At 68.5% G+C, this 16,385-nt stretch carries 14 protein-coding genes; 5 read left to right on the top strand and 9 right to left on the bottom strand.

Going from position 1 to position 16,385, the window contains the following annotated elements:
* Positions 1-597: an HIT family protein gene (locus tag ACWGID_RS13695; protein WP_452196778.1), complete on the bottom strand. Its 597-nt coding sequence runs from the start codon at positions 595-597 to the stop codon at positions 1-3.
* Complete coding sequence (gene thrS, locus ACWGID_RS13700; protein ID WP_452196779.1) at positions 594-2,615, bottom strand: threonine--tRNA ligase; 2,022 nt, start codon at positions 2,613-2,615, stop codon at positions 594-596. Before thrS ends, ACWGID_RS13695 begins: the two co-directional genes overlap by 4 nt.
* 133 nt (positions 2,616-2,748) lie before the next feature.
* On the opposite strand from thrS, the gene ACWGID_RS13705 reads away from it, so the two are divergent.
* Complete coding sequence (locus ACWGID_RS13705) at positions 2,749-3,393, top strand: DedA family protein (protein WP_452196780.1); 645 nt, start codon at positions 2,749-2,751, stop codon at positions 3,391-3,393.
* Here ACWGID_RS13705 and ACWGID_RS13710 read toward each other — a convergent pair.
* Complete coding sequence (locus tag ACWGID_RS13710) at positions 3,302-4,012, bottom strand: FMN-dependent NADH-azoreductase (protein WP_452196781.1); 711 nt, start codon at positions 4,010-4,012, stop codon at positions 3,302-3,304. The two genes, ACWGID_RS13705 and ACWGID_RS13710, sit on opposite strands and share 92 nt — an antisense overlap.
* A gap of 67 nt (positions 4,013-4,079) precedes the next feature.
* Here ACWGID_RS13710 and ACWGID_RS13715 point away from each other — a divergent pair, with 67 nt between their 5' ends.
* Positions 4,080-4,946 (top strand): sigma-70 family RNA polymerase sigma factor, encoded by an 867-nt coding sequence (locus tag ACWGID_RS13715; RefSeq protein ID WP_452196782.1) that lies wholly within the window; start codon positions 4,080-4,082, stop codon positions 4,944-4,946.
* A 12-nt stretch (positions 4,947-4,958) separates the two neighbouring features.
* Here the strand turns inward: ACWGID_RS13715 and ACWGID_RS13720 are convergent, their stop codons facing one another.
* From ACWGID_RS13720 to ACWGID_RS13740, 5 genes are all read right to left on the bottom strand, one after another.
* Positions 4,959-6,593 carry a division plane positioning ATPase MipZ gene (locus ACWGID_RS13720; RefSeq protein ID WP_452196783.1) on the bottom strand — a complete coding sequence of 545 codons (1,635 nt, stop codon included), beginning with the start codon at positions 6,591-6,593 and terminating at the stop codon, positions 4,959-4,961.
* A 211-nt stretch (positions 6,594-6,804) separates the two neighbouring features.
* Positions 6,805-7,470 carry a response regulator gene (locus ACWGID_RS13725; protein WP_452196784.1) on the bottom strand — a complete coding sequence of 222 codons (666 nt, stop codon included), beginning with the start codon at positions 7,468-7,470 and terminating at the stop codon, positions 6,805-6,807.
* Positions 7,467-9,023 (bottom strand): sensor histidine kinase, encoded by a 1,557-nt coding sequence (locus ACWGID_RS13730; protein ID WP_452196785.1) that lies wholly within the window; start codon positions 9,021-9,023, stop codon positions 7,467-7,469. The genes ACWGID_RS13725 and ACWGID_RS13730 overlap by 4 nt, the downstream gene beginning before the upstream one ends.
* Positions 9,024-9,056: 33 nt before the next feature.
* Entirely contained in the window at positions 9,057-10,841 is a 1,785-nt protein-coding gene (locus ACWGID_RS13735) for a hypothetical protein (protein ID WP_452196787.1), read from the bottom strand.
* Positions 10,838-11,920, bottom strand: a complete 1,083-nt coding sequence (locus ACWGID_RS13740; RefSeq protein WP_452196788.1) for a GntR family transcriptional regulator — start codon at positions 11,918-11,920, stop codon at positions 10,838-10,840. The genes ACWGID_RS13735 and ACWGID_RS13740 overlap by 4 nt, the downstream gene beginning before the upstream one ends.
* 136 nt (positions 11,921-12,056) lie before the next feature.
* Between ACWGID_RS13740 and ACWGID_RS13745 the strand changes: the two genes are divergently transcribed.
* Positions 12,057-13,520 carry an ArnT family glycosyltransferase gene (locus tag ACWGID_RS13745; protein ID WP_452196789.1) on the top strand — a complete coding sequence of 488 codons (1,464 nt, stop codon included), beginning with the start codon at positions 12,057-12,059 and terminating at the stop codon, positions 13,518-13,520.
* A gap of 18 nt (positions 13,521-13,538) precedes the next feature.
* A complete protein-coding gene (locus ACWGID_RS13750) occupies positions 13,539-14,138 on the top strand; it encodes a formylglycine-generating enzyme family protein (RefSeq protein ID WP_452196790.1) in 600 nt (199 codons plus the stop codon).
* Between the two features lie 14 nt (positions 14,139-14,152).
* Here the strand turns inward: ACWGID_RS13750 and ACWGID_RS13755 are convergent, their stop codons facing one another.
* A complete protein-coding gene (locus ACWGID_RS13755) occupies positions 14,153-15,184 on the bottom strand; it encodes a zinc-binding dehydrogenase (protein WP_452196791.1) in 1,032 nt (343 codons plus the stop codon).
* Positions 15,185-15,361: 177 nt separating this feature from the next.
* Between ACWGID_RS13755 and ACWGID_RS13760 the strand changes: the two genes are divergently transcribed.
* A complete protein-coding gene (locus ACWGID_RS13760; protein WP_452196792.1) occupies positions 15,362-15,859 on the top strand; it encodes a GNAT family N-acetyltransferase in 498 nt (165 codons plus the stop codon).
* The last annotated feature ends 526 nt before the right edge of the window (positions 15,860-16,385 follow it).

The following is a 16,385-nucleotide window of genomic DNA, read 5'->3' on the forward strand; positions in this document are numbered from 1 at the left end:
TCACGGCCAGTTCTTGGAGAGCAGCGCGCGGGTGTCCGACAGAAGCTGCGGCAGCACCTTGGTATGGCCGATCGCCGGCATGAAGTTGGTGTCGCCGGTCCAGCGGGGTACGACGTGCTGGTGCAGGTGGGCGGCGATCCCGGCGCCGGCGATCTCGCCCTGGTTCATGCCGATGTTGAACCCGTGCGCCGCCGACACGGTCCGGATCGCCTGCATCGCCTGCCGGGTCAGCGTCGCGACGTCGGCGACCTCGGCGTCGGTCAGCTCGGTGTAGTCCGCGACGTGCCGATAGGGCACGACCATCAGGTGACCCGGGTTGTACGGGTACAGGTTGAGGACGGCGTACGCCGCCTCCGCCCGGTGCACGATCAGCGCCTGCGCGTCGGGCTCGGTCGGCAACCGGCAGAACGGGCAGCCCGAGCCGGCCGCGGAACTGGTCGGCTTGTTCTCACCCTCGATGTAGGCCATCCGATGCGGCGTCCAGAGCCGCATGAACGGGTCCGGCACCCCGACCCCGTCCTGCGGCACCAGCTCCTCGGGCTCGTACGGCGACTCGGGGGCGTCCTCCGTGGACGGGTGGTCGGGGTGTTCCGTCATACCTGGACGCGCTTCTGGACGGCCTCGACGATCTCGGCCACCGCGGCCGCGATCGGTACGCCGTTGTTCTGCGAACCGTCGCGGTACCGGAACGAGACCGACCCGGCCGCCATGTCCTCGTCACCGGCGATCAGCATGTACGGCGTCTTCGCCTTCTGGGCGTTCCGGATCTTCTTCTGCATCCGGTCGTCGGACGCGTCCACCTCAACCCGGATGCCCTGCGCCTTGAGCTGCTTGGCGATCTCGAGCAGGTAGTCGACGTGCCCGTCGGTGATCGGGATGCCGATCACCTGGACCGGGGCCAGCCACGGAGGGAAGGCGCCCGCGTAGTGCTCGGTGAGCACGGCGACGAACCGCTCGATCGACCCGAACAGCGCGCGGTGGATCATCACCGGCCGCTGCCGGGACCCGTCCGGCGCGGTGTACTCCAGCTCGAACCGCTCCGGCAGGTTGAAGTCCAGCTGGATCGTCGACATCTGCCAGGTCCGGCCGATCGCGTCCTTGGCCTGGACGGAGATCTTCGGGCCGTAGAACGCGGCTCCGCCCGGGTCCGGGACCAGCTCGAGACCGGAGCCCTCGGCAACTTCCCGGAGCGTCTCGGTGGCCTCTTCCCAGACCTCGTCGGAGCCCACGAACTTGTCCGGGTTCTTGGTGGACAGCTCCAGGTAGAAGTCGTCGAGGCCGTAGTCGGCGAGCAGGCCGAGCACGAAGTTCAGCAGGTTCTTCAGCTCGTCGCGCATCTGCTCACGGGTGCAGTAGATGTGCGCGTCGTCCTGGGTGAAGCCGCGGGCCCGGGTCATGCCGTGCACGACGCCGGACTTCTCAAGCCGGTAGACCGTGCCGAACTCGAACAGCCGCAGCGGCAGCTCCCGGTACGACCGGCCGCGGGCGGCGAAGATCAGGTTGTGCATCGGGCAGTTCATCGGCTTCAGGTAGTAGTCCTGGCCCTGCTTGCGGATCTGCCCGTCCGCGCCGCGCTCCTCGTCGAGGTGCATCGGCGGGTACATGCCGTCGGCGTACCAGTCCAGGTGCCCGGAGGTCTCGAAGAGCTGGCCCTTGGTGATGTGCGGTGAGTAGACGAACTCGTAGTCGTCCTCGACGTGCCGCTGGCGGGAGTAGTCCTCCATCACCTTCCGCAGTACGCCGCCCTTCGGGTGGAACACCGCGAGACCGGAACCGATCTCGTCCGGGAAGCTGAACAGGTCGAGCTCGGTGCCCAGCTTGCGGTGGTCGCGCTTGGCGGCCTCCTCCAGCCGGTTCAGGTAGGCCTTCAGCTCGTCGCGGGACTCCCACGCGGTGCCGTAGATGCGCTGGAGCTGCGGGTTCTTCTCGCTCCCCCGCCAGTACGCCGCCGCGGTCCGCATCAGCTTGAAGTTGCCCAGGTAGCCGGTGGCCGGGACGTGCGGGCCACGGCACAGGTCCTTCCAGGCAACGCTGTCGTCGCGCCGGACGTTGTCGTAGATCGTCAGCTCGCCGCCACCGACCTCGACGCTCGCGCCCTCGGCCGCGTCCGCCGCCGAGCCCTTGATGCCGATCAGCTCCAGCTTGTACGGCTCTGCGGAAAGCTCGGTCCGCGCGTCGTCGTCGCTGACCACCCGGCGGCTGAACCGCTGCCGCTCCTTGATGATCTGCTGCATCTTCTTCTCGAGCTTGCCCAGGTCCTCGGGCGTGAACGGCGTCTCGACCTCGAAGTCGTAGTAGAACCCGTTCTCGACCGGCGGGCCGATGCCGAGCTTGGCGTCCGGGAACAGGTCCTGCACCGCCTGCGCGAGGACGTGCGCGGTCGAGTGCCGGATGATCGCGCGGCCGTCGTCCGACGCCGCCTTGACCGGCTCGATCTGGTCGCCGTCGGCGATCACCCGGGACAGGTCCCGCAGCTCGCCGTTGACCCGGGCGGCGATGGCGGAGCGGTCCTGACCGAAGATCTCGGCGAACAGCTCCCCGATCGTCGTCGTCTCGGTCACGCTCCGCTCAGCCTCGCCCTCGACGCCGACCAGATGGACCTTGACTTCCGACACGTTCACTCCTCGGTTCGCACGCGACCGGCCGATTTGCCGCTCACGGCACAGATGGTATCGACAACGAAAGTAGGGGGTCGGACCAGCCGGTAGTCAGATGTGCGGAGCGGGTCGCGATTTCTAGTTTGGACGCATGAGCGAACAGATCCTGCACTTCGCAAGCGAGCTGATGTCGTCGTGGTGGATCTACCTGGCGTTGTGGGGGTTCGCCGCACTGGACGGGTTCTTCCCGGCGATCCCGAGCGAGACCCTGGTCGTCACCGCCGGCGTCTTCGCCGCCTCCACCGGCGAGCCCAACCTGTACGCCGTGATCGTGGTCGCCACGATCGGCGCGTTCATGGGCGACCACGTCTCGTACCTCCTTGGCCGAGGCGCCGGCGGCCGTCTCCTCGACCGGATGAAGCCCGGAACCAAGCGGCACGCGGCCGTGCTCTGGGCACGTCAGGCGTTGGAGGAACGCGGCGGGCTCGTCCTCGTCGTCGCCCGCTACGTCCCCGGCGGCCGGACCGCGGTCACACTCACGATGGGCTCGGTCCGCTACCCGCTGCGCCAGTTCACGCCGTACGCCGCCCTCGCGGCCGTCAGCTGGGGTGTGTACTGCACGCTCGTCGGCTACATCGGCGGCAAGGCCTTCGAGGACAACCCGCTCAAGGGCGTCGCCCTCGGCATCGGCCTGGCCCTCGCCGTCACCTTGATCGTCGAGCTCGTCCGGCACTACCGGAAGAAGCGTAAGCCTCAACCTGATCTTCAGCGTGAGCTCGTGGACGCCATCGACTGATACGCCGCTCGGCGTCGGCGAGTGACTGTTGTGCCATCGGCGTGAACTGGTCGAGCTGCGGGACCAGACCGGTCAGGGTGAGCTCGGCACGGATAAAGGTCAGGTTGACGTCCAGTACGCCGAGGTTCGTGAAGTACGCCCGCAGGTACGGCGTCTCGTGGTCCCAGCCCTCGCGCGGTGAGCCGGCGCCGTACGCTCCCCCACTGGCCGAGATGACGACCACCTGGGTGTCCCGTAGTACCCCCTCGGGGAAGGCGCCCGGGAAGGTGATGCGGTCGATCCAGGCCTTCAGGGCGGCTGGGAGCGAGTAGTTGTACATGGGCGCACCGATCACGACTGTGTCGGCTGCGCGGACCTCCTCGACCAGCGGCTTGGTCAGCGCCCAGGCCTGTTCTTCGGCGGGCGTCTCGATGATCGTGTCGAGTTGGTGGAGCGGGACGATGCCGCGCTGCTCGGACCGGCGGCCCAGCTGGCAGAACGCGGTGTCGATCGGCTGCACCGGCTGGATGGCCAGGTCCCGATAGCGACGGTCGTCGTACGCCGCGGCGAACTGCCGGGTCAGGCGTCGGGTCACCGACTCGTCCGTGCGGTTGGCGCTGGAGTCCAGATGGAGAAGCACTGTGGTCACCTTCGTCGTCTCGTGGTCGTCAGACTGGGTGACGGCGTACGGCGCGGAAAGGTGACCAGTGAGCGACGGATTGGCCGAGGCGTTCGAAGCGGAACGGAGCAAGCTGGAGGCGGTCGCGTACCGCCTCCTCGGCGCGCATCCGGAGGCGGAGGACGCGGTGCAGGAAGCGTGGATCCGCCTGGGCAGGGCAGACGGGGTGGACAACCTCGGCGCCTGGCTGCGGACTGTGGTGACCCGCATCTGCCTGGATATGCTGCGCGCCCGCAAGGTCCGTCCGGAACAGCTCACCACTCCTGAGGACCTACAGCAGGTCCCAGTGGTACGACGTGGTCCCGAGGACGAGGCACTGGTCGCGGACTCGGTCAGCCGCGCGCTGCTCGTCGTACTGGACACGCTGGAGCCCGCTGAGCGGATCGCCTTCGTGCTGCACGACATGTTCGCCGTACCGTTCGCGCAGATCGCACCGATCGTGGAGCGGACCCCCGTGGCGACCAAGAAGCTCGCCAGCCGGGCTAGGCAGCGTGTCCAGGGCACTCCGGTCGTTTCGTCGACCGAGCTGGCCAGACAGCACCGTGTGGTGTCAGCGTTCCTCGACGCTGCCCGTGCGGGCGATCTGACTGCGATCCTCGCCGTACTGGCGCCGGACGTCGTACGACGCGCTGACGCGGCCGCTCTGGCTCCTGGGATGGCTACGGAGCTTCGTGGTGCACGTGCCGTCGCTGAAGGCACGGTGCTGTTCTCGAGTCGCTCTCAGCGCGCGGAACTCGCGCTGGTCGACGGAGAGGTCGGGCTGATCCTCGCGCCGCGTGGCCGGCTCCGGCTGGCCATCGCCTTCACCAGCGAGGCGGACCGGATCACGTCGTACGACGTGATTGCTGATCCGGTCCGCCTCAGCCAGGTGCGTCTTGCTGTGCTCAGCCTTTGATCGGCCTCTGACTCAGCGTGGGGTGTTGAGCGAGGTCGTGATCTGCTCCGACACCCTGGCGGCCAGCTCGAGCGCCGCGCGGCGGGTGGCGGGCTGGATGGCGGAGTGGTCGAGCGGACCCTCGGCAGCAATGTGCATGTCGGTCGGGATGTCGACGACAGCGGCGGCGCGCGATTCGAAGTACGGCCGGAGCTGCTTCTCGACCTCCTTGTTGACGTCGCCGGGACCGTTCGAGACCGCGATCACCGCGCGGCGGATCAGCCGCTGCGCCTCGGGGCCCTGGTTGTCCAGCTCCTCGAGCATCTGCACGGCGGCCGCGCAGGACAGGCTCTTCCACTTGATCGGGATGACGAGGGCGTCGGCCGCCTTCATCGCCTCGCGCCAGTTGCTGGAGCCCTCGTTGTTCCCGGTGTCGATCACCAGGACCTTGTAGAACCGGCTCAGCAGGCGGTGGATCTGGTCGAAGTCCTTCGCCTCGATCTGCGCGTAGGTCGTGGTCGCCGAGGTCAACACGTCGTACTGACCGGCCACCTGGTGCCGCAGGTACGCCGCGACGTCACCGAGGCGCGCGTCCGGCTGGGTCAGCATCGGCATCGCCTGCAGCATGTCCGTGACGGTGGACCGGGAGTTCGTGTCGTGCGTGCGCAGGTGCATGTTGCCGCGCAGCTCGTTGTTGTCCCACGCCACGACGCCGCCACCGCGGGCCTGACCGAGCGCACCGGACAGCAGCAGCGTGGTCGGCGTCTTGCCGGAGCCACCCTTCGGGTTCGCCACCACGATGGTCACCGGACGGCGGAAGGCCGTCGCGGCGGTCGCGCGGGCGATCCGCTCGGAACGCTCCGACGTGCCGGGGCGCAGCTTCAGCATGCTCCGGACACCACGCTCGGCCGGAGCCTCGCGCGGCAGCGGCAGCGCCTGGAGGAGCTCCTCGGAGCGGTACGACAGGTTCTGCTGCTGGGGAGTCTGCTGGTTCGGGACGCCCTGCGGGAAGAAGTGCTGAGCGGCCGGGGACAGCGGTTGCCCGCCCTGACCGCTCTGTCCACCCTGGCTGGGCTGCGGAGCCTGGCCGGGCTGACCGGCCTGCGGGCTCTGCGGAGCCTGGCCGGGCTGACCAGCCTGACCGTTCTGAGCGGTCTGCGGCTGGCTGCCCTGCTCCTGGCCGAAGCCGGAGCCGGAGGCGGAGCTGGAGCCGTGGAAGGACGAGCCACCGAAGACCGGGCTGTCGGATGCGGCACCGGCGGTCGGCGCAGAGGTCTGACCGGCGTCCTGGGTCGGGCTGCCAGTCTGCGCGGCGGAGGTGTCCGCCGGGTCGGTCACGCCGGTGTCGTCACCGAGCTCGTCGTCCTGCTCTTCCGGCTGGGTCCAGGACGGGGTGGCGGACTCGGCGGCCGGCTGCGTCCAGGACGGGCTGGGCTGGCTCTGCGGCTGGGTCCACGGCGCCGGCTGGTTGACCGGCCGGGACCACGAGTCGCCGGGGAACTCCTGGGACAGCGCGTCGGGCTTCTCTTCGGTCTCCTCGACCGTTTCCTCGACGGGCTGGGCGTCGTCCGGCTGGGTCCAGGAGGGGGTCGGCTGCCACATTCTCCGGACCTCGGCCGCCGCCGCTTCCCGGTCCTTGTGCTGTCCGGAGTTGTGCGAGTCGGTCACGACCTGGATCCCCGATTCTGTGAGAGGGGTTCGGTGGCCCCTGGAGGCTTGCTGGGTAGTCCGGAGGTGAGGGCCCCGGGAGGGTCCACTATCCCATGACCCGGTGTCCTCACCACGTCACCACCCGGAGCGTTCGGTGTCGGTTGCGCAACCAGTATCCCGACGCGCGCAGACCATGCACCCACCTGACCCGAAACGGCCACCAGGAGGGTCAGGAAGTCACCAGCCCGGCCTCGTAGGCGACAATCGCCGCCTGGACTCGGTTCTTGACGCCGAGCCGCAACAGAATGGCACTGACGTAAGCCTTCACGGTCCCCTCAACCAGGTAGAGCCGAGCGGCGATCTCGGCGTTCGAATGCCCAGCACCGACCAGTCCGAGCACGTCCAGCTCACGCGGGCTCAATACGGCGATCTGCTCTTTGGCAGCCGCCGCTCGCGCCATCGCACCGCCACCCGACCCGGCACTGAGCTCGGCGATCACCCGCTGCGCGACGCGGGGTGACAGGTACGCGGCACCTTCCGCGACCGCCTTCAGCCCGGCGATCAGCTCCCGCGGGTCGCCTGACTTGAGCAGGAACCCGCTGGCGCCGTCACCGAGCGCACGGGCGATGTAGGCGTCCTCCGAGAAGGTGGTGAGCATGACGACCGCGGTCTCCGGCACCGTCCGCCGGATCTCCGCACCGGCCGCCAGCCCGTCCATCCGCGGCATCCGGATGTCCAGTACGGCGACGTCCGGCCGATGCCGCCGTACCGCTTCGACGGCTTCGACGCCGTCGGCTGCCTCCGCGACGACCTCGATCTGGTCGTCGGTGCCGAGGATCGCGCGGACGCCGGCCCGCACCATCGCCTCGTCGTCGGCGAGCATCACCCTGATCATCCGTTGCCCTCCGGGGTCGGTGGTACCGAGCCGCTCTGTACGACGGTCTTCGCGACCAGAGCGCCGTTCGCGAAGCACAGGCGGTACACGTAGTTGCTGGAGAAGGGAGCCGCCGGGCGGTAGTACCGGCAGCTCCAGCCCGCCGGCGGGTGGTAGCCCTCCCCCGGCGCGTCGATCATCTGCATCCGGGGCAGCACCTTCTCCACCTCCGCCTCCGACTGACCGATCGCGAGTCCGTCGTACTGCGCGGGTCGCAGGATCGCGCTGTAGCCGGCGACGAGGTAGTAGCCAAGGGCAACCGCTCCGACGACCGCACCGAGTAACAGCGGAGCGGCGATGGCCGTGATCAGGCCGCGCTGCGCGCTCCGGCGTACCGTAGCCCGCTCGACCGCAGCGGTCGGCGGCTCCGGGCGTCCGCCGGCTCGCGGCATGGTGGCGGTCACCTCGAAGCCGCCACCTGGTCTAGGACCAGCGGTGAGCGAACCACCGGCCAGGCGGACGCGTTCCCGCAGTCCGTCCAGCCCGCGCCCACCTGACGGCGCAGCGACCGGCCGTTGAGCGCCGGTGTCCACAACCTGCACGAGTACGTCGTCCGCGCGGGTCGTCACGGCCACGGTGACGGACGCGCCGGGCGCGTGTTTACTCGCGTTCGTCAGCGACTCCTGGACGACCCGATGCACCGCGCGGTCGACCATGGGCGCCAGCTCGGCGTCCACCTCCTCGACGAGCCGCACCGCCAGACCTGACTCCGCGGCCCGGTCGACGAGCGACCGCACCGTTTCGTCGTGCGGAACGGTCGGCGCGTCCTGGTCACGCAGTACGCCGACGATCTCGCCGAGCCGTTCCGTCGCGGTCGCCGCGGACTCACGCAGCTCACCTGCCGCCCGCCGGTGCTCCGCCGGCAGTGACGGGTCGAGCTCGAGCGCTGCGGCGCGCAGCGCGATCAGGCTGAGCTCGTGACCGACCGAGTCGTGCATGTCCTCGGCGATCCGGGACCGTTCGCGCAGCCGTTCCTGATCGATCTCCATCTGCTGCTCGCGCTCGATCCGCTCGGCCCGCTCCCAGCCGGCCGTGGCCAGCTGCGCCTGCTGCGCCCGGTAGCGACCGACCAGCCACGGCAGTACTACCAACAGCAGAGAGAGCAGCAGCATCAGCAGCCAGGTCAGCACCGCCTCGGTCGCCAGCGCGGCGCGGGCGATCGTCAGCGCGAGGACGAGCATGCCGACCAGCGACCAGCTGCACACGAGGACGAAGTGCTTCAGCTGCGTCTCGCGGCGTCCGGACAGGTAGCTCAGCAAGCTGATCGCCGGTACCAGCGCGATCTGCACCCCGTTCGTCGTACCGAGGGCGAAGGCCAGGATGACGATCTGCGCCCACGCCACCGCGGTCAACGCCGGCAACGGCCACCTGCGCCGCGTGAACACCGCAAACGCCAGGACGGCGATGCAGCCGGCGCGGAACCAGTACGGATCGTTCCGGGCGCCGCTCTCACCGAGCACGAGGAAGCTCAACGCGGCCCACAGACCTACGTCCCCCAGGCGCCGCCACGTCATGACCTAGACGCTACACAGCCGAACACCGAGCTCCTACTGACGAAAGTCAGCACCTGGCCCCAGTACGACGTGCTGCGGCTCCCAGCGCGGGTCCAGCGCAGTCAGGTCGAGCTCGAACGTCCGCGTGATCGGAGCGAGGTTCTGCAGGTGGAAACCGTCCGCACCGTACTCGTACCGCAGCTGATAGGCAGCCTGGTGCAGCGTGACCGCGCCGAACTCGGTCAGGCACGGGGCGACGCGCAGGTCCGCTGTGAGCGTCGGCTGGACACCCAAGTACTCGTGGAACAGAACGCACGCGTAGACGCAGGGGTACTCGTAGTAGTGCGCAGCGCCGTGCCAGGGCTTGTCGTCGACGTAGTAGACGTGGCCCATGTCGTAGCGCTCGCCCATCACGTAGTTGTCGACGGCACCTTGTGCGGCGACCTTGTCCAGCTGGTCGCGCAGCATCCTGCCGTCCTTGCGCCAGGACCAGAACGCGGCGTCCCAGCACCAGTACCGCCCGGCCGCACACAGGTCGTACGGGCCGCCGTCGCCGATCTCGCTCGGCGTGTAGTCGGCGATGCGTGCGGCCAGGAACGTCGGGAAGAGCTGGAACTCGTCCAGCTCGTTCTGGACCAACTCGAGAACCTTTGTGCTCTGAGTGTCGTCAGCCGCCCCGAACAGGACCGGGAGCACGTTCGCGAGCAGATGAATGTGGTCGTGCACTACACCGGAGCGGTCCACCCAGTCGACGAAGCGATCGTGCCCGGGATCCCAGTAGCCGACGGGCAGTGGCTGCCTGATGGCATGTATGAGCCGCTGCGCGATCTCGACGTACCGCTCCGCCTTCTTGGTGCGGTCGACCAGGGTCTCCAGTTCAGCGAGGAGTTGGAAGGACCGTACGGCGAGTGCGGCGGCCAGTGTCTCGCGCCCGTCCTTGATCACTTGGTCCTCGTAGTACACGTCGGACCAGAGCCTGCCGAGACTGTCGATGCAGTCCTCGACGCAGGACGCGGCGCCTTCCATGTCGTCGATGTGGGCACGCAGCCAGGACAGGTCCTTGGTGCGGGCGACGTACAGCCAGATCGACTCCAGCACCTCCACGTTGCCCGTCACCAGGAACATGACCGCGTTCGCCGTACCGTCGAGGCTGTTGCGACGAACGTGATACTCGCGGTCGCCGTCCGGCTGCACGGCGCACGGGTCGCGCCAGAGCTGCTGCGGGTCCTCACGCATCAGGCGGAGCTGCAGCTCGATCATCCGCCGTACGACGGCCTGGTCGACGCCACTGCCCCACGCGATCCGGCCCTTGATCTGAAACTCGTGGTCCACGTCCGGATAGGTGCCGACGTACTTGTCGGCGAGCGTGCTGATCACGTAGCCGTCCGGGTCGGGATACGTGCGTGCCGTGGTGCGCTCGACGACGCAGGGCAGGACTGTGCCCCAGTAGAAGCCCGCGAGCGCGTCGGCCAGTGCGTCGGAGCCCGGGAACTCCAGTGCGAACTCGGCACCCTCGACATCGGCGTGCGGACGAGCAGGGTGCTTCGTCAGCGTTGCTGTCGGCCCCTGCACGGACACGCGGCAGCTGTCGGCGTCAAAGCTGACTGAGAGCGCAGCATCGGTGGTGATCAGCCAGGCCGGGCCCTCCAGCTCTGGGAGGACCCAGCAGGTGCCGTGCCCGTTCAGCACCTCAGTGGACGCATCCGACGGCAGAACGTACCCGTGGTCCAGCACGAACACCGGACCACGCGGGAACACCAACTCGATGTCGCCACTGACCAACCAGGTACGTTCGTCGACCGGCGTCAGCGCAGCGGTCGACGCAGGCAGTCCGGTCACACGTCCCTGCTCTCGGCGTCGATCAGTTCGAACGGAACGTACGACAGGTTCGGCACCGGCTCGCCCCGCAGCTGTGCGATCAGCAGATCGACCGCACGGCGCCCCATCTCCGTCTGGTTCTGCCGAACATGCAGGTACGGCGGTCCGCCGATCGAGTCCCCCGGCGAGTCGAAACAGGCGATCACGCGGTCACCACCGAGCACCCGGTCGACCATCCGGGCCAGGTTGTACTCACAGGCGAAATACGCCGTCACCTCGGGCATGCGGTCCCGGAACGCGCGGATGACGTCCATGTCGGCCCGCACGCTCTCCGTCGTGGTCGAACCAGGCAGCGTGCTGCGCAGGTCGGTCAGCTCGTGCGGCTGGCCAAAATCACCGAAGGCGGCCCGGAACCCTTCCAGGCGGTCCTCGATCGACGACGTGTTCACCGGTGGTGGCGAGACGAACGCGATGTGCTCATGCCCCTGTTCGAGGAGGCGGACGGTCAGCGCGCGGGCCGCGGCCACGTTGTCGGTGTGAACTGCCGCCACCGGGATGCCGGACAGATGGCGGTCCACAACAACCACAGGGAACCCGTCCAGCACCTGCCGCAGCAGACTGGCGTTGTAGAAGTCGCCGTGCACCGGGAACACGATCAGCCCGTCCACGCTGGCCACCAGCGAGTCGACGGCCTTCTCCTCATCGGTCTGCCGCCCGTGCGTACGCCGTATTACCAGGTGGGCGCCGTACTCCGCGCAGCGCTCCTCGATCGAGTTGAGCAGGTCCAGACCGAACGCCTCGGACATGTCCGGCACGATCAGCGCGATCGACCGCGCCTCACGCCGCGTGGCCGGCCGGAGCGGCACGCTGAGATCGGTGAGGTCGGGCAGCCGCCGTACGACGAAGGTGCCTTTCCCGCGGATGCGCTCGACCAGACCCGCTTCCCGCAGTACCTCCAAGGCACGCTTGGAGGTGATCCGGCTGACCGCGAACTGTGTCGCCAGCTCCATCTCGGACGGCACCCGGTCCCCAGGGCGGAGCGCGCCCCGCCGGAGCTGCTCCAGCACATGGGCGCAGATGCGCTCGTACAGCAGTGCCACAGCACGTGCCCCCTCCGAGTTGACCGGTTGACATATCCAATCATCCTGCGAACCGTCGGTGCCGGGTGGGAGCGTGCAGACAATGTGGTCACCCCACGTCTCCTCAAGTAGCCCGTTGGCCTGTCACCATTCCGGCATGACCCGCCCAACGGTGCCTGCATTCGCGGCCCGGCCCGTCGTCACAGTCGCGCTGATCGTCGGCGCGGTACTGACGGCGCTGTCCGGACGGTACGGATACCACCGCGACGAGCTGTACTTCCTGGTCGCCGGCCACCACCTCAACTGGGGGTATGTCGACCAGCCACCGCTGACGCCACTGATCACCCGCATCTCGACCACCGTCTTCGGTGACACGGTGATGGGCCTGCGCGTGCTGTCGACGGTGAGCTGTGTCGCGACGGTCATCGTGATCGCCCTGATTGCCCGCGAGTTCGGCAGCGACCGGCGAGGGCAACTGCTCGCCGCGATCTGCGCCGCGGTGTCCGGCTTCGTGCTCGGCGTCGGCCACATGGTGTCGACCGCGACGTACGACCTGCTCGCCTGGATGCTGATCGGGCTGTTCGCGGTCAAGCTGCTGCGGACCGGCGACGGCCGCTGGTGGCTCGCGCTCGGCCTGACGATCGGCATCGCCCTGGAGAACAAGTACCTGGTGGTGCTGCCCGTCGCCGCGCTCCTGGTGTCGCTGCTGATCGTCGGCCCACGTCGCGTACTGCGCTCCTGGTGGCTCCTCGCCGGTATCGCGATCGCCGGCCTGATCGCACTGCCGAACGTCATTTGGCAGTTCCAGCACGACTGGCCGCAGCTCAAGGTCGCGGGCGGCATCAGCGACGACGATGGCACCGAGAACCGGATCATGTTCATCCCGCTGCAGATCCTGCAACTGTCACCGTTGCTGGTACCGATCTGGATCGCGGGCTTCCTCCGGATCTGGCGGACACTGCCGTGGGCGCGGTCCGTCGCGCTCGCCTACCCCGTGCTCTGCGTCGTCGTCCTGGTGTCCGGCGGCAAGTCGTACTACGCCCTGCCGCTGCTGCTCGTCCTCGTGGCGGCCGGTTGCGAGCCGGCGTTGCACTGGATCGACCGTCATCGGCGCCAGGCTGTCGCCGCACTCGTTCTCGCTGCTGTCACTTCGTCCGTCTTCACGTTGCCGATCCTGCCGGCGTCGGCGGGCGACATCGTCATCCCGGTCAACAAGGAGCAGGGCGAGCAGATCGGGTGGCCCGCGTTCGTCGCGAACGTCGCCACCGCCTGGGCCCAGGTGCCGTCGGCGGAGCGGTCGACCGCGACGCTGCTGACCGGCAACTACGGGGAGGCCGGCGCGCTCGTCCGCTATGGCGACTCGCACGGCTTACCGATGCCGTACTCACCACACATGAGCTTCGCGGACTGGGCCCAGCCGCCGGACAGCAACACCGGCCCGGTTCTCCTCGTCGAGCTCGAACGCACGCCGATCTTCGAATCCCACTTCCGCAACTGCGAACAAGTCGGCACCGTCGACAGCATCGTCTCCAACGACGAGGACGGCACCGCCCTGGTCCTTTGCGAACAGCCCGCCGAACCCTGGTCCACCTTGTGGCCGAAGATCCGCCAGTTCTACTGATCCCCCTACGGTTGGACGGTGCTCGACCTCATTGACCTGCCGGCCGGCCTCCTGTTCCTCCGCGACGACCGCCTCGGGAAGCGCTGGCACGTCAGCCTGCCCGCGTTCCGTCTCGCCCGCTTCCCGATGGTCGCCGGCGACTTCCCGCTGACTAGCGTGAGCTGGTACGACGCCGTTGCCTTGTGCAACCAGCTCTCGGCCGAGTCCGGACTTCCACCGGCGTACTCCATCGACGGCACCGAGGTCGACTGCGACTGGTCCTCCTCCGGCTACCGCCTCCCGACCGAGGCCGAGTGGCAGTACGCCTGCACCGCCGGCACGCCCGCGTACCGCTACGGCCCGATCGACGACATCGCGTGGTACGCCGGGAACTCGGACGGCCACACCCATCCGGTCGGGCTCAAAACGCCGAACGCGTGGGGACTGCACGACATGCTCGGCAACACCTGGGAGTGGTGCTGGGACCTGTACGACGCCGAGACGTACGGCGCGTACCGGATCTTCCGAGGCGGTGGCTTCGACGACGAAGAACGCTCCGTCGGCTCCACCGTCCGCCGCCGGTCACATCCCACCTTCGCGATCGAGGACCTCGGATTCCGCGTCGCGCAATCACTCTGACGGCCGTCGCGCGGTCAGTGTGACGGCTTGAGCGCGATCTTTCCGACGGTGGCACGGGACTCCAGTTCCGCCAGGGCTTTCGGGCCGTCCGCGAGGTCGTACACCGTCGGGCGACCTGGCGGGTAGACGCCGGCTTCGATCAGCTGATCCAGCTCGGTCATCACGTCGGCGAACAGCTCAGGCGCCTGCTGGATCAACGTCGTCAGGTGCTGACCGATCACGTGAATCGGGTGCTTGAAGTTCAACTCCCAGTTGCTGATCGTCGCCTCACCCCCAGCCGCACCAATCACGACGACCTTGCCGGTCACCCGCCGCGCCACCTCGACACTCTGGCGAAACGTCGCGCCCCCGACCGATTCGAGCACGATGTCGACACCACGGTCGCCCGTCAGCCGCCGTACCTCGGTGACCAGGTCCGCGGTCTTGTAATCGATGACGTGATCCGCACCGAGCCGCCGTACGACGTCGTGTTTGGAAGCGGACGCGGTGGCGATGACTGTAGCCCCGTAGTGCTTCGCGATCCGCACCGCTGCCTGGCCGACACCACCCGCGGCCGCGTGGATCAGCACCGTGTCACCTTCAGCCAGCCGACCAAGCGGCCGAAGCGACGCGAGCGCAGTCGCCCAGTTGAGCACGAGGCCGAGCGCCTCCTCGTCACTCCATCCAGCCGGCACCGACACGACGCCGTCGGCCGGCATCACGACATACTCCGCGAACGCGCCGTACCCAACGCCAAGCACCCGATCCCCCACAGCCACACCACACACGGCCCCGCCACTCACGGCCCCATCCGCCACGGCCTTGCCGACCGCGACGACTACACCGGCAGCTTCAAAGCCCGCGAGATACGGCGGCCGCGGACCACCGTCGTACGTACCACGCGTCTGCATCACGTCCGCAAAGTTCACCCCCGCGGCACCAACCTTGACCAGCACCTCCCCCGCACCCACCGCCGGCACCGGCACATCCACCAGCCGCATCACCCCCGGCCCCTCCAACGACGGCTGCTCCAACGCCTTCACAACCTCACCCACCTGTTCGATCAACGTCGCACACCTGTTTGATCCAGATCGTACACCCAACAGAATAACCACTCGCTGCACACGAAGGGCCGCAGTACGTTTCTCGAAACCACCGACCGCCAACGCCGATGTGACGCGGATGCGGACCTGACGCGGACGCCGACCTGACGCTGACGGCGACGCTGATCGAAGAGGTGCCATATGAGCTTGCCCGTCCTCACCGACCGCCTGGCGCTCCGCTGGCCCGTCGAATCCGACTTCGCCGCACTGTGCACCCTCTGGACCGACGCCCGCGTCGCGCGCTTCATGGACGACTGGGGCCCGCGGGACGTCCCCGGCGTACGCGCCTGGCTGAACACCCACGCGAACGCCGCCAGCGACAACGGCACCCATCTACAACTGATCATCACCCGCCGCACCGACGCCGAGTTCCTCGGCTGGCTAGGCCTGGGCCAGAGCAACGACCCCACAGCCGACTGGAGCTTCGGCTACGCCATCCACCCAACCCACCGCTCCAACGGCTACGCCACCGAAGCCCTCAAAGGCGCCCTCACCTACTGCCACGACCACCACTCAGTAGCCACGTTCTGGGGCGAATGCCACGCCCCCAACAAAGCCTCAGCCCACGTAATGCTCACCGCCGGCCTCAAAGAACTCCCAAATCCCCCCAAAAACACCCGCCGCTTCCAAACCCCCTAACCCCAACCCCTCCGACCCCACCAAATCCACACCCCACCACCAACCGCCCCAAGCACCCACCCGGACCGCCAGCCCATCACAATCCGTCTCCCGAGCCGCCGTCCCCGCTCGGGCCGTCCGACCAGGGCCGATTGTGATGGCCTGCAGATCCCAACCACGCCAAAGCCCTAGCCGGCAGACGACCGCCCCACCCGCACCCGCCCGATCTCACCCCACCACCGGCCAGTCCCCCGTTCCCTCCCCCTCACGCGATTGGGGAGGATTACCCTCCCGAATCGGCCAGTCATCCTCCCCAACCCGGCGCGACCAACGGGCACGGGCCCGCGGCGGGACTGCACGCCGGTCAGACGACCGCGGCGGGCAACCCACGCCGGTCAGACGACTGCGGCGCCCAGCCACGGAGCCGAGCGGAGCGAAGGCGCAAGGGGGTGCGGGTGGCGGAGCCCCCGCTCGCGGCAAGCGAAGCGCTGCCGCACGAAATGACGAAGGCGACCCGGTCCGCGCTTTCCGCGGACACGAGTCGCCG

This window comes from Kribbella sp. NPDC054772, from assembly GCF_053611945.1.